The organism is Nonomuraea sp. N2-4H, assembly GCF_045291505.1.
GTDB classification, from domain to species: Bacteria; Actinomycetota; Actinomycetes; order Streptosporangiales; family Streptosporangiaceae; genus Nonomuraea; species Nonomuraea fastidiosa.
In genome coordinates this window covers 8,074,968-8,093,848 of sequence record NZ_CP147987.1, presented here as the reverse complement: position 1 = coordinate 8,093,848, position 18,881 = coordinate 8,074,968, and the positions used below count along the sequence as shown (strand labels likewise).

Here is an 18,881-nt window from a genome sequence, read left to right as displayed (position 1 = left end):
AAACCGGCGCCCGCTTATCCGCGGGCGCACCCGATGGCTGGGCGGCGTCAATGCCATCGCGGGCCTGCACTTTTTACCTGTGCACCGGCGGCGGGGGCGATGGTTCGCCGCCCGCGCGCCCACCGGGCTACTGGGCGCGAGCGTCGCCGTTGTCGATCCGGGTGTTGATGTTCTTGTCGCCCACCTTCGGCTGGTTGCCGTTCAGCGCGCTCACGTTCACCTCGTCGAGGAGCTGGCCGATGGCGATCTCGAGGTTGTTCAGCGAGTGGTTGCCGACGTCGTTGAGCACGTCGTCCAGGATCTGGAACTGGCTCACGAAGCTCGCGCCCTCGTTGTGCGGGTTGGGGCCGACGCCGGCGGACGCGGCGGAGGCGGAGAAGCCGAAGGCTGCGGCCGCGACAGCGGCACCGGCCAGAATGCGACGGATCATGTTTTCTTTCCTCCATGGAACGGCGTGAATTTACCGACGCCGTGGTCGTTCGTTGCAGGGCTGCTAGGTGCCGCGAATAACCATCACGGGAACCCTCGAAAAGCGCAACTGGAAAATCTCTCGGCAAGGTCAAAGAGCCGCCTGGATTTTTTGAGCCGCTTTTCCGGCACTGCGGCGGCGGTGCACGATCGGCACTCCGCGGGATCCGCTATTGAACCGGTGCCGCCGCCGGGCCACGCCGCGTATGGGGTGGAGGATCACCGGTCTTTGGACAACGATCGACCGCCGCTTGGCGCTGGTATCCGGCAGCAGGAAAACGCTTTTGAAAGGGCCGCCGCGGACCACGTACGAGGACCGGGGGCACCTGTGATGACGTGCGGGAATCCCGCCGGGGCGGTTCGCCGCCCGGCGAAGATCCGGGCCCGATCCCGTGCGAGGATAGTGTTCATGGCAGAGATCGTCGGCGGAGGACGTCCGGTCAACGACGCCGAGCGGCGCGTGATCGCATATCTGCGAGACCACGCGCCCGCCGACTGGTTGCTGCTGCACAACATCGAGGTCCCGCGCGGCCACGACGTGTTCGAGGTCGACCTGCTCGTCCTGACCGGCCACTCGCTGGTGGTGGTCGACGTCAAGGGCACCAGGGGCCGCATCGAGGTGTCGGGCACGCGCTGGTTCCCGCCGCGCAGGGAGGCGTTCGGCTCGCCGGTGACCAAGCTGCGGGGCACCGCCAAGGCGCTCAAGGGCCTGCTGGTCTCCCGTGCCACCCAGCTTGAGCGGGTTTACGTCGACAGCCTGGTCGTGCTCACCTCACCGGACGCCGAGCTGATCGATCCCGCCGGGCGCGACGCGGTCAACGTCACCGACCTGCCCAACCTGGTGGCGACGCTGAGCGACGTCTCGCGGGTGCGGCGCGGCTGCAGCCCCGACATCCGGCCGTACATGACGGCGATCCTCGACGCGCTCAACCAGACCGTGCGCCGCAGCACCGCGCCGCCCAGGTTCGGCAACTGGGAGGTGGAGGAGCAGCTCGGCGGCGATGCCAAGGTCACCGAATACCGCGCGTTCAACGCCACGCTGCCGGGCAGCGAGACCGTGCTGCTGCGCGTCTACCAGGCCGACCCGCTGGCCGATCAGGAGTCGCGGGCGGCGGAGCGGCAGCGCATCGCGAACGCGTATCAGACGCTGGCGCGCATCCCGCCGCACCCGTGCGTGGTGCGCTCGCGCGACTTCTTCGCGATCGACGACGAGAGCCGGTTCGTGCTGGTGCTCGACGACGTGCACGGCGAGGCGCTGCACCTGGCGATGGGCAAGGCCGCCCCGATGGGCGTCATCACCGACCTGCTGCGCGGCCTGGCGCACGCCCATCTCCACGGCGTGGTGCACCGGGCGCTCACGCCCGCGGCGGTGCTGGTCACCGACGACGGCCACGCGGTGCTGACCGGCTTCGACTACGCCAAGCCGGGCCCGCGCAACTACACGGTGGCCCACGAGCTGGGCAACGTGCTCGACGCCCACTATGTGGCGCCCGAGTGCCAGGAGCGGCCCGACCTCATGACCACCTCGTCCGACGTCTACGCGGCCGGCGCCATCGCCTACCAGCTGCTCACCGGCCAGCTCCCGACCAGCGCCGACGCCCAGGGGCCGGACGTGCCCGAGGTGGTGCGCATGATGCTCGACCACTCCCCGGCCAAGCGCCCCACGGCGGCGCAGGCGCTCCAGGCGCTGCGCGACGCACCGCCGCCGCCCGGCCGGCGCCACAAGTCACGGCTCACCAGGTTCGTCCGCCGCATCGTGTCCCGGCCGTAGAACACACCAGGCTCGTGGAGCACACCGGGGTCGCCGCCGCACAGCGTCCCGGCCGTAGGGCTCACAGGCTGGCGCGCAGGGCGTCGGCCTGCCTGAGGTAGTCGCGCGCCAGCCCGGTACGCCCCGCCGAGCGGTGCAGCTCGCCGAGGAGCTGCGTGCTCGACGCCTCCCCGCTGCGATCGCCCAGCTCCTGGAAGATCTGCAGCGCGCGTTCGAGCCCGGAGGAGGCGCGGGCCAGGTCGCCGTTGGCCGCTTGCAGGCCGGCCAGGCTCTGCAGCGCGTACGCCCCGCAGTGCCGGTCGCCCAGCGACTCGAAGATCTCCAGCGCGTGCCGGTGGAACGAGATGGCCTGGTGCAGGTGACCCATCTGGACGCACACGCAGCCCTCCCTGTGGGAGTCGCCCAGCTCCTGGGCCAGCCGCATGGCCAGGCCCAGCGACTCCGACGCCTGCGCGAGGTCACCCGACTTCAGGCACACCCGGCCGATGGCCTGGCAGGCGTACGCCTCGCCGGGCTTGTCGCCGGTCGCCTCGAAGATCGCGAGGGCCTGGCGGAAGTGGCCGAGCGCCTGCGCGTGCCGGCCGCGGAACTGGCTGACCGCGCCGAGGCCGCAGATCGAGGTGGCCTCGGCCCTGCGGTCCCCCATGTCGCGGAAGATCTGGCGCGAGCGGGTGAAGGCGTCGGTGGCCTCGTCGTAGCGATCCTGGTAGAGCGCCACCTGGGCAAGGCCCCTGAGCATGGCGGCCTCGCCGTACCGGTCGCCGGCGGCGCGGGCGGCGGCCAGTGCGACGGTGTGCGTGCGCCGCCAGGTGCCGAGGTGGCAGCGCAGATCCAGGTACGGCACCATCGCGGCGGCCAGCCCCCACGCCGACTCGGCCGCCCCGTTGCCCGCCGCCGTCTCCACGGCGGCGGCCAGCGTCTCGTGCTCGGCCTCGAACCACGTCACCGGGTCGGCGGTGAGCCGGTCGAGCACGGGTCCCGGCAGCCGCCAGCGCGGCGCCCCCGCGGCGGTGAGGCTGAACACCGTGGTCGGCAGGCGGGCCATGGCGTGCTCGGCGGTCGCGGTCCACGCGGCGAGCACCCGTCCCACGGCGGCGGGGTCGCCGGGCTGCCGCCGGGCGTGCTCGGCGATCAGGTCGGGCACCCGGTAGCGCGGCTGGCCGGTGTCGTCGGTGCCGACCGGGTCCAGCAGGTTGACCTCCACCAGCAGGTCGGTGACCTCGCCCGCGCCGTGGCGGCCGAGCGCGGCGTCGATCACCCAGCCGGGCTGTGCGGCGGGGCCGAGCAGGCCCAGCGTGGCGAGCGTGCGGGCGGCCTCGTCGGGCAGGCGCGCGTACCCGCGGTCGAGGCCCTCACGCACGTCGCGCAGCTCGGCCAGCCAGTCGTCCTCCAGGCGCTGCCGCAGCACCGACAGCGACCAGCCGGGGCGGGCGGCCAGGCGGGCGCCCGCGTTCCTGACGGCGAGCGGCAGGTGGCCGCAGGCGGCCACGATGGCGAGCGCCGGCTCACGTTCCCTGGCGACCCGGTCCGTGCCCGCGACCTTCGCGAGCAACGACAGCGCCTCGCCGGGCGCGAGCGGCCCGAGCTGGACGAACGCGGCCCCGGGCAGCTCGGTGATCCGGCGCCGGCTGGTGACGATGACGGCGCTGCCGTTGCCGGGCAGCAGCGGGCGCACCTGGGCGGCGTCGCGGGCGTCGTCGAGCAGCACCAGCATGGGACGCTCGGCCAGCAGCGAGCGCAGCAGCGCCGACCGCTCGGCCACCGTCGGCGGCGGCGTGGCGACGCCGAGCGCCCTGAGCGCCTCGGCCAGCAGGTCGCCCGGCTCGCGGTCGCCGAGCTCCAGGTAGAGCTGCCCGGATGGGTAGGCCGCGCGTAACGCGTGCCCGACGTGCACGGCGAGCGCCGACTTGCCGCAGCCGGGCGGCCCCGAGACGACCGCGACGGGATGCGGCCGGCTCAGCCTCGCCACCTCATCTGCTCTGCCGGTGAAGTCGGGCAGGTCGGGCGGGAGCTGGCGGGGCACGACGGTCGCGCTCTCGTCGGCGAGTATCAGCTCGTACGCGCTGCGCAGCTCCGTCCCCGGCTCGACGCCCAGCTCGTCGACCAGCCGGCCGCGCACGGTGGCGTAGGCCCGCAGCGCCTCGGCCTTCCTGCCGCCGCGGTGCAGGGTCAGCAGCAGCCGCCCCCACAGGTCCTCCCGGTAGGGCTGCTCGGCCAGCAGGCCGCGCAGCTCCGAGACCGCGCCGTCGTGGTCGCCCGCCGCGATGCGCCGCTCGATCAGCGCCTCCGCGGCACGCGCGCGCAGGTCGCGCAGCGCTTCGATGCGGCGGTCCCAGACGGGGCTGCCGGGCAGGTCGCACAGGGGCGCGCCGCGCCATAAGGCGAGCGCGGCGTCGTACTCACCCTGATCGACCAGCTCCTCGAAGGCCAGCAGGTCCAGCTCGGACGCGGTCACGTCGATGGCGTAGCCGCCGCCGTCGGAACGCAGCAGATCGCCCAGGTCGGCGCGGAGCGAGCTCGCGTACGTGCGCAGGTTGGCCTGCGCCGAGCGCGGCGGCCGCTGTGCCCAGAGCACCTCGGCGAGCAGGTCGGCGGCCACCACCTGGCCTGCGTCGAGCAGCAGCGTGGCGAGCAGCAGCCGAGGCTTCCTGCCGGAGATCCGGACGGGTTGTCCGTCGCGGCGGACCTCCAGCGGGCCGAGCACGTGGAAGGTGACCGTCATCCGCATCAGCTCCTCTACAGGGGCCTGACAGCCGTTTGTATCGGTTGTGGACGTTTTCTGTGCGGCTCGTACGGACCCTGGGTCTCAGAGATCCCACGGAAAGGATCACCCCATGAAGCTCTACGGAGCAATGGCCGCGGCCCTGGTGCTGATCGCCGGCCTCGGCGCAGCGTCCCCGGCGGCGGCCGATCCCGTACCGGAATCGGAAGAGGCCCAGATCCTCGCGACGAACTTCCAGCTCCCCTTCCCCTGTGGCCAGACGTGGACGGGCAACTCCAGCGCGAGCAGCGCGCACCGCTCGTACGAGATCGACTTCAACCGGGGCAGCACCGCGGACGCCGACAAGGGCGACACCGTGGTCGCCGCTGCCGCCGGGACGGTGGTGATCTCGTCGCACCAAGGCTCGACCAACGGCTTCGGCAACCTGGTCAAGATCGACCACGGTGGCGGCTGGGCGACGTACTACGCGCACCTGGACACCCGTACGGTCAGCGTCGGACAGTCCGTCTCCCAGGGCCAGAAGATCGGCACAGTCGGCAACACCAGCAAGCCGGGCAACAACATCTCGCCGCACCTCCACTACGAGGTACGGCTGGGCGACAACTATCCGTCCAACATCCAGCGGGCCGTTTTCAACGGGGTCACGTTCGGGTACCCCCAGCAGACCCTGACCTCGCAGAACGGCTGTAGCGGCGGATCGACGAACCCGTACAAGCCCGAGCAGGTGTGCGGCTCCGGCTTCAAGGTCATCGACTCGGCCAAGCTGGGCACCGACGGCACGGTCTACCTGCTCTACAACTCCAGCAACGCCAACAACTGCGTGGTGACGCTGAAGGCGAAGAACATCGGTAAGGCCACCGCCGTCAGCGCCTATCTCGAGGTGCAGGGCAAGTCCCGCAAGACCGACTCGGGCAACTTCAGCTACTACGCGGGCCCGGTCAAGGCGGCCGCTCCCAGCACATGCGTCAAGTGGGGCGGCAAGGCGGGCTCGTCCACGTACGACAGCCCGTGGGAGCACTGCAGCTGACCTGACCCGACCCCTCATCTGACCAGGCCGGGCGGCGCGAGGGCCGCCCGGCCTACGCGTGCGTGACGGTGTCGAGTATGTCGATCACGTAGAGCCTGGGCCGCTCGCCCGGCGACGGCACCGCGATCCTGCTGCCGACCCGCCGCCCGGCCAGCGCGCCGACCCAGGAGGCCGGCACCGCGCCCGGCTCCAGCGTGAACGCGCTCGGCCCGCCCCGCCGATAGGAGGAGTCCACGACCCGGCGGGACGGCCAGGACGCGGCCACGTACTGGACGACCACCTTCGAGCCCGCGGCGACCTCGCCGCCCGAGCCGTCGATGAGCACGCGGGGCGGGTCGGCGGGGGCGAGGTCGGCGGGCACGACCGGCAGCGTCCGCCCGACCAGGCGCGCGTCCGGCGGGTAGCCGCCGATGATGTCGAACACGAGCACCAGCGTGTCGTCGGGGTCGAGGCCGGCCGACGGCACGTTCGGGCCGAGCGCCTGACCGGCCGGGCTGATCAGCATGACCCGGCTGCCCGCCGGATGCCCGATGAGCGAGCGCCGCCAGGTCTCCGGCACCTTGCGGCCGTCGAAGACGACCGTCGTGGGCTGGTCGCCGTCGTAGGTGCTCATGTACGGCCGGTTGCCCGACCAGCGCCGGATGTCCACGTCGGCGAGCACCACGTCGCCCGGCATCGTCCGGCGCCCGCTGCCCGTGGACAGCACCGTGATACGCGGCGTCCGCCCCGGCTTGCCCTTCGGGAGGGCGACGACCGGCTTGCTGCCGAAACGTCCCGTGACGACGGGCTGCGTGCCCTCCTCCGCCAGGCCGCACGAGGTGGCGAGCAGGAGCAGGGCAGGCCAGAACAGACGCAACGTTCTCTCCTCCAGGGCTCTCCTCCGGGGCCCGAGTCCGAAGGAGTTACTTGCCGCAAGCGGTGCAAGGAAAGCTTCGCGCCGCGCCATCTCACGACAAACTTGGAGGGTGTCCAAGCCCAACCTGGCCCGCAGGGTCGCCCAAGCCGCCGAGATCGCGTTGACCACCCGCAAGTACGTGACGTTCATCGACGTGGTGACGGGCCTGCGCTGGCTGCACACCAGGCACGTGGACGTCTGGCGGCAGGGCCGCGCCGGCACGCTGGCGGAGCTGGCCGCGGTGGACGAGGACCGGCTGCTCGTCACGGCGGGGCTGCTGCGCGAGTGGGCGCTGGCCAAGGGGCTGCGGCCGGTGGAGACCCCGTACGTGGCGGGCACCCGCGACCGCCGCGAGCTGCGCTTCGTCAAGGGTCCCGACCAGGCGCCGTTCCGGGTGCACTGGCTGTCGCCCGACCTGAGCGAGGCCCGGGTGCGGCGGCTCACCGAGGCGCAGAGCAAGGCGCCCGACCTCATGGTGGTGGCCCCGCTTGAGCCGTTCACCTGCGCGTCCTGCGGCGACACCGGCCCCTATCTGATCATGGAGGACGACGAGCCCCACTGCCTGACCTGCGCGGACCTCGACCACCTGGTGTTCCTGCCGTCCGGTAACGCGGCGCTCAGCCGCCGGGCCAAGCAGGAGAGCGGCCTGTCAGCGGTCGTCGTGCAGTACAACCGGCGGCGCAAGGTCTACCAGCGCAAGGGCCTGCTGGTCGAGGAGGCCGCGCTGGCCGCCGCCGAGGAGCGCTGCCTGGCCGACGAGGAGGTACGCCTGCGCCGCCGCGAGCGCGACCGCGTCCGCAGGGCCGAGCAGGACGTCGAGTTCCAGGCGAAGATGGCGGCCGAGATCGCCAGGCTCTTCCCCGGCTGCCCCGAGCCGCGCGCCCGCGAGATCGCCGAGCACGCGGGCCAGCGTGGCAGCGGCCGGGTGGGCAGGTCGGCCGCCGCGAAGGCGCTCGACGAGAACGCGATCACGCTCGCGGTGATCGCCTCCATCCGGCATCTCGACACCGACTACGACCGGCTGCTGATGGCGGGCGCGCCGAGGATGGAGGCCCGCGACCGGGTCAGAGACGTTATCGAACGCAAGCTCGAAGAATTCCGCCGGCCGGGTTAGGGTGAGGCATGAGCGACTGGCATGACGTGCGGGAAGAGCTGCTGGCGTTCGCGCTCGGCCTGCCCGAGGCCCACGAAGACCACCCCTGGGGCGAGACCGTCGTCAAGGTCGGCAAGAAGGTCTTCGTCTTCCTCGGCCTCGACGAGCCCACCGGCAAGTGGCAGCCGGCGTTCACCGTCAAGCTGCTCTCCGAGGCCCACGGCCACGCGCTGACCGTCCCCGGCGCGAAGCCCAGCGGCTACGGGCTGGGCAAGGCAGGCTGGGTGACGGTGCCGTTCATGGCGGAGCTGCCCGAGACCGAGGTGCTGCTCGACTGGGTGGAGGAGAGCTACCGCGCGGTCGCGCCCAAGCGCGCGATCAAGGCTCTCGACGCGCTCTGACCCGTCGCCCCGCCCGCCCTTCACATCCCTTGGGCGCGCCGCGCAGGCGTGCCGTCGCGTGGCCCGGCGACGATGTCCGGGCGACGGCCGCGCGGGCGGCGAGGCGTCAGGTGACGGCGAGGCGGACGGCGTACTTCTCGTCCCGCCACAGCTCCTTGTCCAGCACCTCCAGCAGGGTCGCGGCGGCGTCGTAGACGTCGGTGTAGCCGAGGTAGAGCGGCGCGAAGCCGAACCTGAGCGTGTCGGGCGCGCGGAAGTCGCCGTGCACGCCGCGGTCGATCAGCGCCCGCATGATCGGGTAGCCGTCGGGGTGGCGCAGGCTGATCTGGCTGCCCCGCGCCTCCGGGTCGGCGGGCGAGGCCAGCTCCAGCCGGTCGCCGACCAGGTCGACGAAGAGCGAGGTGAGGGCCTTGCTCTTGGCCCTGACCTGCGCCATCGGCACGCGTTCCCACACGTCGAGCGCCGCGTCCAGGGCCGCGAGCGACAGCACGTGCGGGGTGCTGATCACGAACCTGCGCATGCCGTCGGCGGGCCGGAAGTCGGTCTCGAACGCGAACGGCGCGGCGTGCCCGTGCCAGCCGGACAGCACGTTCTCGGCCGTGCCGTGGTGGCGCGGGTTGACGTAGAGGAAGGCGGGCGCGCCCGGCCCCGCGCTCAGATACTTGTACGTGCATCCGACCGCGAAGTCCACGTCCGAGACGTCCACCTCCATGGCGCCCACGCTGTGGCACAGGTCCCACACGATGAGGGCACCGGCGGCGTGCGCGGCGGCGGTCACCTCGGCCATGTCCCTGCGGGCTCCGGTCCGGTAGTCCACCTCCGAGAGCAGCACCACGGCGGCGTCGGCGAAGCTTCCCTCGGCGAGGTCGCGAATCTCATAGCCGCCGACCAGCCCGGCCAGGCCCTGCACCATGTAGTGGTCGGTGGGGAAGTTCTGGGCGTCGGAGACGATCACCCGGCGGTCGGGCCGCAGCCGCAGCGCCGCCGCCACCGCCTGGAAGATCGCGATCGAGGTGGTGTTGCCCACCACGACCTGGCCCGGTCCCGCGCCGATGAGCGGGGCCAGGCGGTCGCCGAGGGTGAGCGGCAGGTCGTACCATCCGGCGTGGTTCCAGCCGCCGACGAGCTGGCCGCCCCATTCGTCCTCGACCGCGCGCCGCATGCGCTCCGCCGTACGCTTCGGCAGCGCGCCGAGCGAGTTGCCGACGAGGTAGATCACGCCTTCTGGAAGGACGAACTCGTCCTTGAACGCCCGCAGCGGGTCCTGGGCGTCGAGGGCGAGGCACTGGTCGCGATCCACGGGATTCGCTCCTGTTCATGGCGGAATGGTGGCTGTAACGCTGTTCACCCCATTGTGGTACTCCCTGGCGTACCAGTTCTGCACCGGCTCGTGCCGCTCGTCCAGACGGAACGGGCCGCGCGGACCCGCCAGTTCGCCCAGCTCCCCCAGCCGCCGCGTCAGATCGCCGCCCCTGGACAGGGCGGCGTCGATGACCCGCATCGCGTCCCAGCCCTGCAGCGCGACCGCCGACGGGTCGCGGCCGGTCCTGGCCCGCCAGCGGGCGACGAAGGCGGCGTTGTCCGGGTTGTCCAGCGCGGGCGCGTACATGCCGACGCTCGTGATGCCCTCGGCATCGGGACCGATCGCGCGCAGCACGTCCTCGTCGGTCAGGTTCATGGAGGCCAGCAGCGGCACCTTGGCGTCGTAGCCGAGCCGCTTGTACGCCCGGGCGAACGCCACCGCCTCCCCACCCGCGTAGCAGGCGAACAGCAGCTCGGCCTCGTCAGGGACGCGGGCGAGGTACCGCTCGAATTCGGTGACGGTGCCCGGCGGCGTCATGACGCGGGCGATCGGCTCGGCCCCGTAGCCCTCGACGAAGCCACGCAGCGTCTCCTCGCCCGCCGAGTAGCCGGAGGCCATGAGCGCAACGGGCCGCCGGCCGTATCGCTCGGCGGCGTACCGGCCGGCCGCGCGGCCGTGCTCGCGGTTGGTGTACGAGACGCGGAAGACGTGCGGCCCGCCCAGCTCGTCCGCACCGGCGTTGGCGACCACGACGGGCACCGCACCCGCTCCGTCGGCCCCCTCTCCCCCGCCCGGCCCCAGGACGGCCCTTCCGCGTGCTCCCCTGCCCGCCTCATCGGCCACCGCCACCGCGACAGGCGAAGAGATGAGCCCGGTGAGCACGTCGGCGCCCTCGCCGATCAGCCGCCTGGCCTCCTTCCTCGCCCTCTCGGGGCTGCCCGCGTCGTCGGCCACGATCAGCCGGGCGGGCCTGCCGCCCAGCCGTCCGCCGTGATCGTCGAGGTAGAGCCGCATGGCGGTCTCCATCTCGTCGCCGAGCGCGGCGTACACGCCGGTCTGCGTGATGATCGCCCCGACCTCGACCGGCGCAGCGTCGCCGGCCTGCGGCACCGCGCCGCCGCAGCCGGCCGCCATGAGCACCGCCAGCCCGGCCGCCGGCAGCCCCAGCATGGGCAGGCGCATGGGGAGACTCCCTTCAGCCCGGCGACGGTAAGGCCCGCTCCTGCGGGTGGTAGGCGACCGCCTGCATCTCAAAGTCGCCGGCCCGCTTGACGTGCGGGTGCCGGCCTGCGGGCGTGGCCTTGCCGGGCACCCGGAAGGCCCTGGGCGGGGGTCTCACGCGCCGAACACCGCCCGTACCGAGCCGAGGCCCTCGATGCGGGCGTCGAACACGTCGCCGGGCTCGACAGGGACGATCGGGCCGAGCGCGCCGGTCAGCACCACGTCTCCGGCCCGCAGCGCGTAGTCCGTGCGGCCGAGCCGGGTGGCGAGCCAGACGGCGGCGTTGAACGGGTGACCGAGGCAGGCTTCGCCCGAGCCGGTCGAGACCTCCGCGCCGTTACGGGTCATCGTCATCCCCGCCGCCCGCAGGTCGAGCCCGGTCAGCGGCACCGGCGTACTGCCGAGCACGAACGCCCCCGCCGACGCGTTGTCGGCGACGGTGTCGGCCAGCGTGATGTCCCAGTCGGCGATCCGCGAGTCGGCGATCTCGATCGCGGGCAGCGCGAAGTCCACCGCCCTGATCACGTCGGCCACCGTGAAAGGACCGCCGGTGAGGTCGTCGCCGAGTACCAGCGCCACCTCGGCCTCGGCGCGCGGCTGCAGGAACCGCTCGTACGGGACCGGCAGGCCGTCGCAGTAGGACATGTCGGCGAACAGCATGCCGTAGTCGGGCTGGTCGATGCCGAAGCGCTGCTGGAGCTGCGCGTTCGTGACGCCGACCTTCCTGCCGACCAGCCGCCGCCCTTCGCCGAGCGCCCGCCTGGTGTGGATCTCCTGTACGGCGTACCCGTCGGCCGCCGTGCTGACCAGGTCCCTGATCGGTTCGCAGGGCTTGCCCGTACGCGCCGCCTCGGCCAGCCGGTCGGCGGCCTGGGCGTGCACGTCCACTGCCTGGGACCATTCGTCATGCATCGGGCTGCTCCAGTTTGATGGTGATCGTGGTGGGTTCTGAGTAGAAGTCGAGCGACCGGGTGCCGCCTTCCCTGCCGATGCCCGAGAGCTTCACGCCGCCGAACGGCGCCCGCAGGTCGCGCACGTCCCAGGTGTTGACCCAGACCTGCCCCGCCTCCAGGCGCTGGGCGACCCGGTGGGCGCGGTCCAGGCTGGTGGTCCAGACGGTGGCGGCCAGGCCGTACTCGCTGGAGTTGGCGAGGTCGAGGGCCTCGGCCTCGCTGTCGAAGGGCGCGACGTGGCACACGGGACCGAAGATCTCCTCCCGGTTGAACCTCGACCATTCCGACAAGCCTGCCACTACCGTCGGTTCGACGTAGTATCCGCCGTCACGGTGGTCGCCGAACACCGGCACGCCGCCGCCCGCCAGCACCTTGGCTCCCTCCGAGCGGGCCAGGGCGTAGTAGGACAGCACCTTGTCGCGGTGCGCGGCGGAGATCATGGGCTGCGGCTCCACCTCCTGGGCGCGGGCGGCCAGGCGGGCGCAGAACTCCTCGAAGATCGGGCGCTGCACGTACATGCGCTCGGTGCACAGGCAGACCTGGCCGCCGTTGGTGAAGGCCGAGCGGACCGTGCCCTCCACGGCCCTGTCGAGGTCGCAGTCCTCGAAGACCAGCCCGGCGTTCTTGCCGCCCAGCTCGAACGAGATCGGCTTGACCCGCTGGGCCGCCGTCCGCATGATCGCCGCGGCGGTCCTGGTGGAGCCGGTGAATGTCACCGCGTCCACGTCGGGATGCTCGACGAGGAGCTGGCCTGCGGACCCGTGCCCGAAGACGATGTTCACCACGCCGGGCGGCAGCCCCGCGCCGGCGCAGATCTCCGCGAAGACCGCCGCCGAGCCCGGCGTGTGCTCCGACGGCTTGACGACCACGGTGTTGCCGCAGACGAGGGCGGGCGCGAGCTTCCACGTCATCAGCAGGAACGGCAGGTTCCACGGGACGATCACCGCGACCACGCCGAGCGGCCTGCGCACGGTGTAGCTGAGCGTGCCCGACAGGTGGAAGGCCTCCTCCGGCCGCTGGGCGGCCATCTCGGCGAAGGCGCGGAAATTGGCGATGCCGCGCGGCACGTCGAGCGTGCGGGTCTGGTCGAGCGGGTTGCCCGTGTCGGCGATCTCGGCGGCCACCAGGTCGTCGAAGCGCTCCTCGATGCCCTCGGCCAGGCGGCGCATCCAGCCCGCGCGTTCGCCGACGGGCATCGCCGCCCAGTCGCGCGCCGCCTCCCTGGCCGCGCGCACCGCCCGGTCGGCCACCTCGGGATCGGCCTCGTGGACGTGCCTGACCACGAGGCCCGTGACGGGATCGTGGACGGGAAAGCCCGGCCCCGCGGCGACCGGCCGGCCGCCGATGAAATGGGTCAGCACCACGTTCTCCTCATCTCTCCTCCACTTCCCGGTGTCGATCGGTTCGCGGACGGCGGCGGGCCTCGCGGGGCACGGACGGCACGGCACCGGCGACACGACGCGGACTTCACGACGCACACGACGCTGACGACACTGACGACGCTGACGACGCTGACGACGCTGACGACACGGACCCGCCGTTCGCATCGTCTCGCCGGAACGCGGCGGGCGCCATGCGCGATGCTGGTGGACATGCAGACCCGCACCGATCGGATAAGCGCCCACGACGGCACCTTCGACGTACGGACCTGGCTGCCCGAGTCGGGCGGCGGGCCCGGGATTCTCCTGATCCAGGAGATCTACGGCGTCGGCCCGTACATCGAGAAGGTCGCCGCCGAGCTGGCCGCAAAGGGCTACGTGGTGGCCGCGCCCGACCTGTTCTGGCGCATCAGGCCGCACTGGCGAGGCGAGCACACGCCGGAGGGCACCGCGACCTCCATCGAGCTGGCCCGCGACTTCGACCTGGCCCAGGGGGTGGCCGACTGCGCGCTGACGGTGACCCACCTGCGCGCGATGCCGGAGGTGCGCGGCGGGGTGGGCGCGCTGGGCTTCTGCCTGGGCGGCACGGTCGCGTTCATGCTGGCCACCCAGATCGAGCTGGCGGCCGTGCTGTCCTTCTACGGCTCGGCGGTGCCCGAGTCGACCGGGCTGCTCGAACGCATCGACGCGCCGCTGCTGCTGGTGTTCGGCGGCGACGACCCGTTCATCTCGCGTGATCGGGTGGCGGTGGTGGAGGAGGCCGCGCGGAGCCGTCCGAACGTGGTGATGTACATCGAGGAGGAGGCGGGGCACGCCTTCCACAACAGCGAGGCGCCGATGTTCCACCACCCGGAGGCGGCGGAGCGCGCCTGGCGGGTGGCGCTGGAATTCCTCGACCGGCACCTGCCCGTCTCTTAGGCCCGTCTCTTAGGCCCGTCTCTTAGGCCCGTCTCTTAGGCCCGTCTCTTAGGCCCGTCTCTTAGGCGCCATGCCTTAAGGCGCGACCGTCCCTTAAGACCTGTCCGAAGGGACATCTTCCGGTATCCCTAGATCATCGCCATCATGGTCGGATGGCACGGACATGGGAATTGTGGGGAAACGTCATAATTGCTGGGACGATTGCACTTCCGCTGGCCTTGCTGGCAATCGTGCTCCTCGCCCGCCATCGCACCCGTTCCGGCCATCCCATGCCCCTGCGCACCTCCGTCGCCGACGTGGGCATCGCGGTCGGGACCGCTCCATGGATCTGGATGATCCTCACTCCCGCGGGCGGCGCCGACGGGGTCTCGCTGGTGCCGTTCAGCGACCTCGCAGACCTCGCCGGAGCGCCGTGGGAGGAGGTGTTGGTGCAGGTCGGAGGCAATCTGCTGGTCTTCGCCGCGCTGGGCGCGCTGCTACCGGTGCGCAGCCGCGCGATGTGCTCGACGGCCAGGGTCGCGGCCCTCGCCGCGGGGTTTTCGGTCATCGTCGAGACGCTTCAGTACGTCCTGCGCCTGGGCCGTTTCTCGTCCGTCGACGATGTGCTCCTCAATGCGGCGGGCGCCGCGATCTTCTCTTTGGTTACTCGCCGCTGGTGGGCGGATCGAATACCGGCCCGGACCGTTCCACAGTAACGGTCCGCTAAAACCTCGCGGAATTCACCACTCAGGCACGATCCGTCCAAAATCTGCCCGCGACCATCGCCTGCATCTGTGCGATCGTGGACAAGACGGGGCAAGTTCTCTGGAGACGCCACAACCTGGTTGGTGACAGAGGGTGATCAAAGTTGTCTGAATCCCCGGTACCCCACGAGCCCCCTATCTATCGACGCATCGCCGACGGTCTCCGCGCCCGGATTCATGCCGGCGAGTTGCGCGACGGGGACCGACTGCCGGGCGAGAACGCACTGATGGCCGAATACGCAATCGCTCGAGCCACCGCCAGGCAGGCGCTTGCCGTACTGATCAACGAAGGGCTGGCGGTGCCCAAACGAGGTTCGGGGGTTTACGTGCGGCAGTTCAAACCGATCCGCAGGCACGGCGCACGACGCCTGTCGCGGGAGCAGTGGGGGCAGGGCAGGGCCATCTGGGACGCCGACGCGCGCGGGCGTCCGTTCACCGTTGACCGGGTGGAGGTGGCGTTGGAGCGAGCCGCCGAGGACGTGGCGCGGGTGCTGGACAGCGACCAGGTGTGGGTGCGCAGGCGGCGCTATCTGGTGGACGCGCGGCCCGTGCAGCTCGCCACCTCCTACTTCCCCGCCCACCTGGTCGAGGGCAGCGCGATCACCCTCACCGACACCGGGCCCGGCGGCGTGTACGCCAGGCTCGCCGAGCTCGGCGTGCCCCCTGCCCACTTCACCGAGGAGGTGCGCGCCCGCATGCCGAACCCCCGCGAGAGCAACCTGCTCGACCTGCCGGGCGGCACGCCGGTGATCGTCATCGCGCGGACCGCGTACGCGTCGGACGGGCGGCCGGTCGAGCTGAACGAGATGATCCTGGACTCGGCCGCGTATGTACTCCAATACGACTTCGACGCATGATTCAAGGTGATTTGTCAAGGCAACGTTGACCTGACCCCCGCGATCATTGAATTCTCTAGAGAGGTGGCGCATCTTCTTAAGGGAGATGGAACCTCGCTCGGGGCCCGGGAAGGTGGACAGCGATGTCCTTTGATCGGCACCTCGCCGAGATCGCCCGGGAGCATCCCCAGTGGACCATCTGGCGGAGCGACGCGGGCCGCTGGTGGGCCACGAGACACCATCCGCTGAGCGCGGCGCAGCGCGAGGCAGGATGCGCGATGACCATCGACGCGGACGACCCGGAGGGGCTGCGCGACCAGCTCCGGGACCAGGAGAGGCGGGCCGGCGAGCAGGAACGGGCCGGCCCCGCGCCTCCATGACGCGGGCGGCGGAGCGTCACGCCACCCGCACGCGAGCAGCCCGGTGCCGGGTCCAGCGTCTCGGCGGCCCCGGTACCGGGCCCCCAAATCAGGAGGGGCCACGAACGCGGAAGCCTCCGACCCTATCGGGGGCGGAGGCTTCCGCTCGCACCGCGGTCACTTGTGAGCGGGAGTCTCCGGCAGGCGCACGATGTGCACGTCCGTGTCGTCAGAGACCTCCGTGCCGGCCGGATCGAGGGCCGGCACGGAGGCCGGCTCCGATGCGGTCTCGCCATCCTCGATGATGACCCGCACGTCGTCCTGCGGCTCCTGCGGCGGCTCGATGCCCTGCTGCGGCTGCGGGAGCGCGGGGGAGGTGGAGACCGCCGACTCGGGCACCAGCGGCCCGGCGTTCGACTCGGCCACCATGAGGTCGCCCAGCACCGTGCTGATCTCCGTCAGCCTCCGCACCACCTCCGTGTGCGTGTTGGTGAGGTAGTCGACCCAGCGGCCGGCCTGCTCGTCGATCGCCGCCGCCCGCTGCTGGGCGCCGGTCAGCAGCGCGTCGGCCTCGGCCCGCGCGCCCGAGACGATCTGCTCGGCCTGCGCCTGGGCCGACGCCAGGAGCTGCTCGGACTCCTCGCGGGCGGTGGTGACCAGCCGCTCGGCCTCGGCCCGCGCGTTGGCCAGCGTCTCCTCCGACTCCGTACGGGCGGCGGAAAGCTGCTCCTCGGCGTCGCTGCCCGCCTGGGCCAGCATGCGCTCGGCGGCCTGCGTCGCCTCGCTCACCCGGCGCTCGGCCTCGGCCTGGGCGGAGGTGAGGATCTTGTCGGAGGTCTCGCGCGCCGACGTGACGAGCCGGTCGGCCTCGGTCTTGGCCTCCTCGCGCACCCTGGCGGCCTCGGCCTCGGCGTCCTCCCGCTTGGCCTGGGCCTCCTCCTCCCCGAGCCGGAGGATCTGCGCGAGCCGCGGGCTCAGGTCCTCGTAGCTCTGGGGCGTCTCGACCATCCGCCGCCGGGCCTCGGCCAGCTCGATCCGGCCTTGCTCCGCCTGCTCTATGGCCCGCGCCAGCCGTTCCTCGAGATCCCGTATCTGGTTACGGGTGCGCATCATGTAGTCGTGGACCTGGCGGCGGTTGTAGCCGCGCATGACGACCTCGAAGGTCTCCTCTTGCATCAGATCGGGAAAGTTCTCGTGCTGGTTCATCATGGGGGTTACCTAAGGGTTCGCGTGAGGCGGGGGAAAACTGCGGGTTGTGAGGGTCTGGCGACGAGACGTCAGGAAACGACTTTCCTGCCATCGGCCCACAGCCGCAACCCGAACGCCATACCCCGACCTGGAAATAAGATGCCTCGAATGTACATAGCAGCGTTGGATGGCGGAGCAACCCCAGACATACACCCCGATGCGTACATCGCGCCCGGCGCCGTGGTGGTCGGCCGCGTACGCATCGGACGGGCGTCCAGCATCTGGTACGGCTCCGTTCTCCGCGGGGACGACGAGCGGATCGAGATCGGCGAGGAGTGCAACGTCCAGGACCTGTCGTGCCTGCACGCCGATCCCGGAGAGCCCGCGATACTCGAAGACCGCGTGAGCCTGGGCCACAAGGCCATGGTGCACGGCGCGTACGTGGAGCGCGGCGCGCTGATCGGCATCGGCGCCATCGTGCTGGGCGGCGCCAGGATCGGCGCGGGCACGCTGGTGGCGGCCGGCGCGCTGGTCGGGCCGGGCAAGAAGATCCCGTCCGGAGTGCTGGTCGCGGGCGTGCCGGGGAAGATCGTGCGCGAGCTGACCGACGACGACCGCGCCTCCTTCGCCCGTACGCCGGACAACTACCAGGCCAAGGCGATCAGGCACCGGCAGGCGTCATCACTTTGATCAGCACTTCGTCCGAGACCGACGCCTCGTTGAGCGGATCGGCGTAGTCGGGCAGCTCCGGCCGCAGGAACCGGACGAAGTCGACCGTGAGCTTGAGGTCGGGCGTGCCCTTGACCTGCTTGGCGTTGCCCTTGGCGGCGTCCTTCTTCAGCGTGCTGTAGCTGTCCCAGTCGGTGTAGGCCGTCACCCCCCACTGGAGCACGTCGGGCAGCGTCGAGGGCCAGCGCTTGCCGACCTTCCACGTGCCGCCCTCCTCCTTGTACAGGGCGACGAACACCCGGCCGACCCGGCCGAGCACCAGCTCCACCCAGCCGTCCTTGACCGCCAGCTCCTCCGGCTTGGAGCTGCCGTCCTGGGTGTACTTCACCTCGACCTGGCCGCTCTTCTCCGCGGTGCCGGTGGTGATCGAGACCCAGTTGGGCTTGGCGTACGAGCCGGGCTGGCGGGCCATCAGGCCGCCGAGCGAGAACAGCCGCTTGGGCTTGCCGCCCTTCTTGCCGGTGACCTTGACCTTGGCGTACATGACGATGTCGCCGGCCAGCTCCTGGTAGACGAAGGGCCCGCGGAAGGCGTCGAACCAGGCCGAGGTCTTCGGCTCCAGGTACATCGCGCCCTTCACGGTCTCGTTCACATCGAGCTTGGCGATCCTGTCGATGTCCTTCTCGGTGTCACTGAGCTTGGTCCACATGGACAGATCGGCCGCGTCGTCGAACTCCGTGGACGCCTCGCCCACCTCCCCGCCGGGCGCCGGCGCGGTGGCGTTCTGTAGCGTGAGAATCCCCGGCCCTGAGAGCGTCGGTTGTGCCGGCGCATCCGCACCGCAGCTGGAGAGCACGCTGACGACCGCCACGATCCCTGCAACCTTCGCCCTCATAGCGGCCATTCTGCCGCGAAATGCCGATGGATGATCCACC

The 18,881-nt window shown here is 71.4% G+C and carries 19 protein-coding genes; 9 read left to right on the top strand and 10 right to left on the bottom strand.

The window, feature by feature from the left end:
• Nucleotides 1–127: 127 nt before the first annotated feature.
• The gene (locus WBK31_RS37505) at nt 128–430 is read right to left on the bottom strand and encodes a hypothetical protein (RefSeq protein ID WP_364063869.1); all 303 of its coding nucleotides are present in this window, start codon (nt 428–430) and stop codon (nt 128–130) included.
• A gap of 447 nt (nt 431–877) precedes the next feature.
• Between WBK31_RS37505 and mads6 the strand changes: the two genes are divergently transcribed.
• Nucleotides 878–2,239, top strand: coding sequence for a methylation-associated defense system protein kinase MAD6 (gene mads6, locus WBK31_RS37500; protein WP_364063871.1), 1,362 nt, complete (start codon nt 878–880; stop codon nt 2,237–2,239).
• 61 nt (nt 2,240–2,300) lie between these two features.
• Here the strand turns inward: mads6 and WBK31_RS37495 are convergent, their stop codons facing one another.
• Complete coding sequence (locus tag WBK31_RS37495) at nt 2,301–4,961, bottom strand: BTAD domain-containing putative transcriptional regulator (protein WP_406673934.1); 2,661 nt, start codon at nt 4,959–4,961, stop codon at nt 2,301–2,303.
• A 112-nt stretch (nt 4,962–5,073) separates the two neighbouring features.
• Here WBK31_RS37495 and WBK31_RS37490 point away from each other — a divergent pair, with 112 nt between their 5' ends.
• Entirely contained in the window at nt 5,074–5,988 is a 915-nt protein-coding gene (locus WBK31_RS37490) for a M23 family metallopeptidase (RefSeq protein ID WP_364063876.1), read from the top strand.
• A gap of 52 nt (nt 5,989–6,040) precedes the next feature.
• Here WBK31_RS37490 and WBK31_RS37485 read toward each other — a convergent pair whose 3' ends face one another.
• Nucleotides 6,041–6,844 carry an FKBP-type peptidyl-prolyl cis-trans isomerase gene (locus tag WBK31_RS37485; protein ID WP_378785716.1) on the bottom strand — a complete coding sequence of 268 codons (804 nt, stop codon included), beginning with the start codon at nt 6,842–6,844 and terminating at the stop codon, nt 6,041–6,043.
• A gap of 109 nt (nt 6,845–6,953) precedes the next feature.
• On the opposite strand from WBK31_RS37485, the gene WBK31_RS37480 reads away from it, so the two are divergent.
• On the top strand, nt 6,954–7,997 hold the full coding sequence (locus WBK31_RS37480) for a DUF2293 domain-containing protein (RefSeq protein WP_406673933.1): 1,044 nt from the start codon (nt 6,954–6,956) through the stop codon (nt 7,995–7,997).
• 8 nt (nt 7,998–8,005) lie between these two features.
• Nucleotides 8,006–8,377 (top strand): MmcQ/YjbR family DNA-binding protein, encoded by a 372-nt coding sequence (locus WBK31_RS37475; protein ID WP_364063882.1) that lies wholly within the window; start codon nt 8,006–8,008, stop codon nt 8,375–8,377.
• 106 nt (nt 8,378–8,483) lie between these two features.
• Here WBK31_RS37475 and kynU read toward each other — a convergent pair whose 3' ends face one another.
• From kynU to WBK31_RS37450, 5 genes are read right to left on the bottom strand one after another with little or no spacing between them, the layout of a single operon-like run.
• Nucleotides 8,484–9,677 carry a kynureninase gene (gene kynU, locus WBK31_RS37470; RefSeq protein WP_364063885.1) on the bottom strand — a complete coding sequence of 398 codons (1,194 nt, stop codon included), beginning with the start codon at nt 9,675–9,677 and terminating at the stop codon, nt 8,484–8,486.
• A 15-nt stretch (nt 9,678–9,692) separates the two neighbouring features.
• Entirely contained in the window at nt 9,693–10,862 is a 1,170-nt protein-coding gene (locus WBK31_RS37465) for an ABC transporter substrate-binding protein (protein ID WP_364063887.1), read from the bottom strand.
• Nucleotides 10,863–10,875: 13 nt separating this feature from the next.
• On the bottom strand, nt 10,876–11,019 hold the full coding sequence (locus WBK31_RS37460; RefSeq protein ID WP_364063890.1) for a hypothetical protein: 144 nt from the start codon (nt 11,017–11,019) through the stop codon (nt 10,876–10,878).
• On the bottom strand, nt 11,016–11,813 hold the full coding sequence (locus WBK31_RS37455) for a fumarylacetoacetate hydrolase family protein (protein WP_364063893.1): 798 nt from the start codon (nt 11,811–11,813) through the stop codon (nt 11,016–11,018). Before WBK31_RS37455 ends, WBK31_RS37460 begins: the two co-directional genes overlap by 4 nt.
• Nucleotides 11,806–13,218, bottom strand: coding sequence for an aldehyde dehydrogenase family protein (locus WBK31_RS37450; RefSeq protein ID WP_364063895.1), 1,413 nt, complete (start codon nt 13,216–13,218; stop codon nt 11,806–11,808). The genes WBK31_RS37455 and WBK31_RS37450 overlap by 8 nt, the downstream gene beginning before the upstream one ends.
• Nucleotides 13,219–13,446: 228 nt before the next feature.
• Here WBK31_RS37450 and WBK31_RS37445 point away from each other — a divergent pair, with 228 nt between their 5' ends.
• The 4 genes from WBK31_RS37445 to WBK31_RS37430 all read left to right on the top strand — a co-directional run bounded on the left by WBK31_RS37445 (nt 13,447) and on the right by WBK31_RS37430 (nt 16,110).
• Nucleotides 13,447–14,151, top strand: coding sequence for a dienelactone hydrolase family protein (locus tag WBK31_RS37445; RefSeq protein WP_378785720.1), 705 nt, complete (start codon nt 13,447–13,449; stop codon nt 14,149–14,151).
• A 152-nt stretch (nt 14,152–14,303) separates the two neighbouring features.
• Complete coding sequence (locus tag WBK31_RS37440; RefSeq protein ID WP_364063900.1) at nt 14,304–14,846, top strand: VanZ family protein; 543 nt, start codon at nt 14,304–14,306, stop codon at nt 14,844–14,846.
• 152 nt (nt 14,847–14,998) lie between these two features.
• Nucleotides 14,999–15,751: a GntR family transcriptional regulator gene (locus WBK31_RS37435; RefSeq protein ID WP_364063903.1), complete on the top strand. Its 753-nt coding sequence runs from the start codon at nt 14,999–15,001 to the stop codon at nt 15,749–15,751.
• Nucleotides 15,752–15,873: 122 nt separating this feature from the next.
• Nucleotides 15,874–16,110 (top strand): hypothetical protein, encoded by a 237-nt coding sequence (locus WBK31_RS37430; RefSeq protein ID WP_364063906.1) that lies wholly within the window; start codon nt 15,874–15,876, stop codon nt 16,108–16,110.
• A gap of 156 nt (nt 16,111–16,266) precedes the next feature.
• On the opposite strand, the gene WBK31_RS37425 is transcribed toward WBK31_RS37430, so the two are convergent.
• On the bottom strand, nt 16,267–17,298 hold the full coding sequence (locus WBK31_RS37425) for a hypothetical protein (RefSeq protein ID WP_406673932.1): 1,032 nt from the start codon (nt 17,296–17,298) through the stop codon (nt 16,267–16,269).
• A gap of 147 nt (nt 17,299–17,445) precedes the next feature.
• Between WBK31_RS37425 and WBK31_RS37420 the strand changes: the two genes are divergently transcribed.
• Entirely contained in the window at nt 17,446–17,967 is a 522-nt protein-coding gene (locus tag WBK31_RS37420; protein WP_378785722.1) for a gamma carbonic anhydrase family protein, read from the top strand.
• Here WBK31_RS37420 and WBK31_RS37415 read toward each other — a convergent pair.
• The gene (locus WBK31_RS37415) at nt 17,939–18,841 is read right to left on the bottom strand and encodes a hypothetical protein (RefSeq protein WP_364063915.1); all 903 of its coding nucleotides are present in this window, start codon (nt 18,839–18,841) and stop codon (nt 17,939–17,941) included. The two genes, WBK31_RS37420 and WBK31_RS37415, sit on opposite strands and share 29 nt — an antisense overlap.
• Between the last annotated feature and the right edge of the window lie 40 nt (nt 18,842–18,881).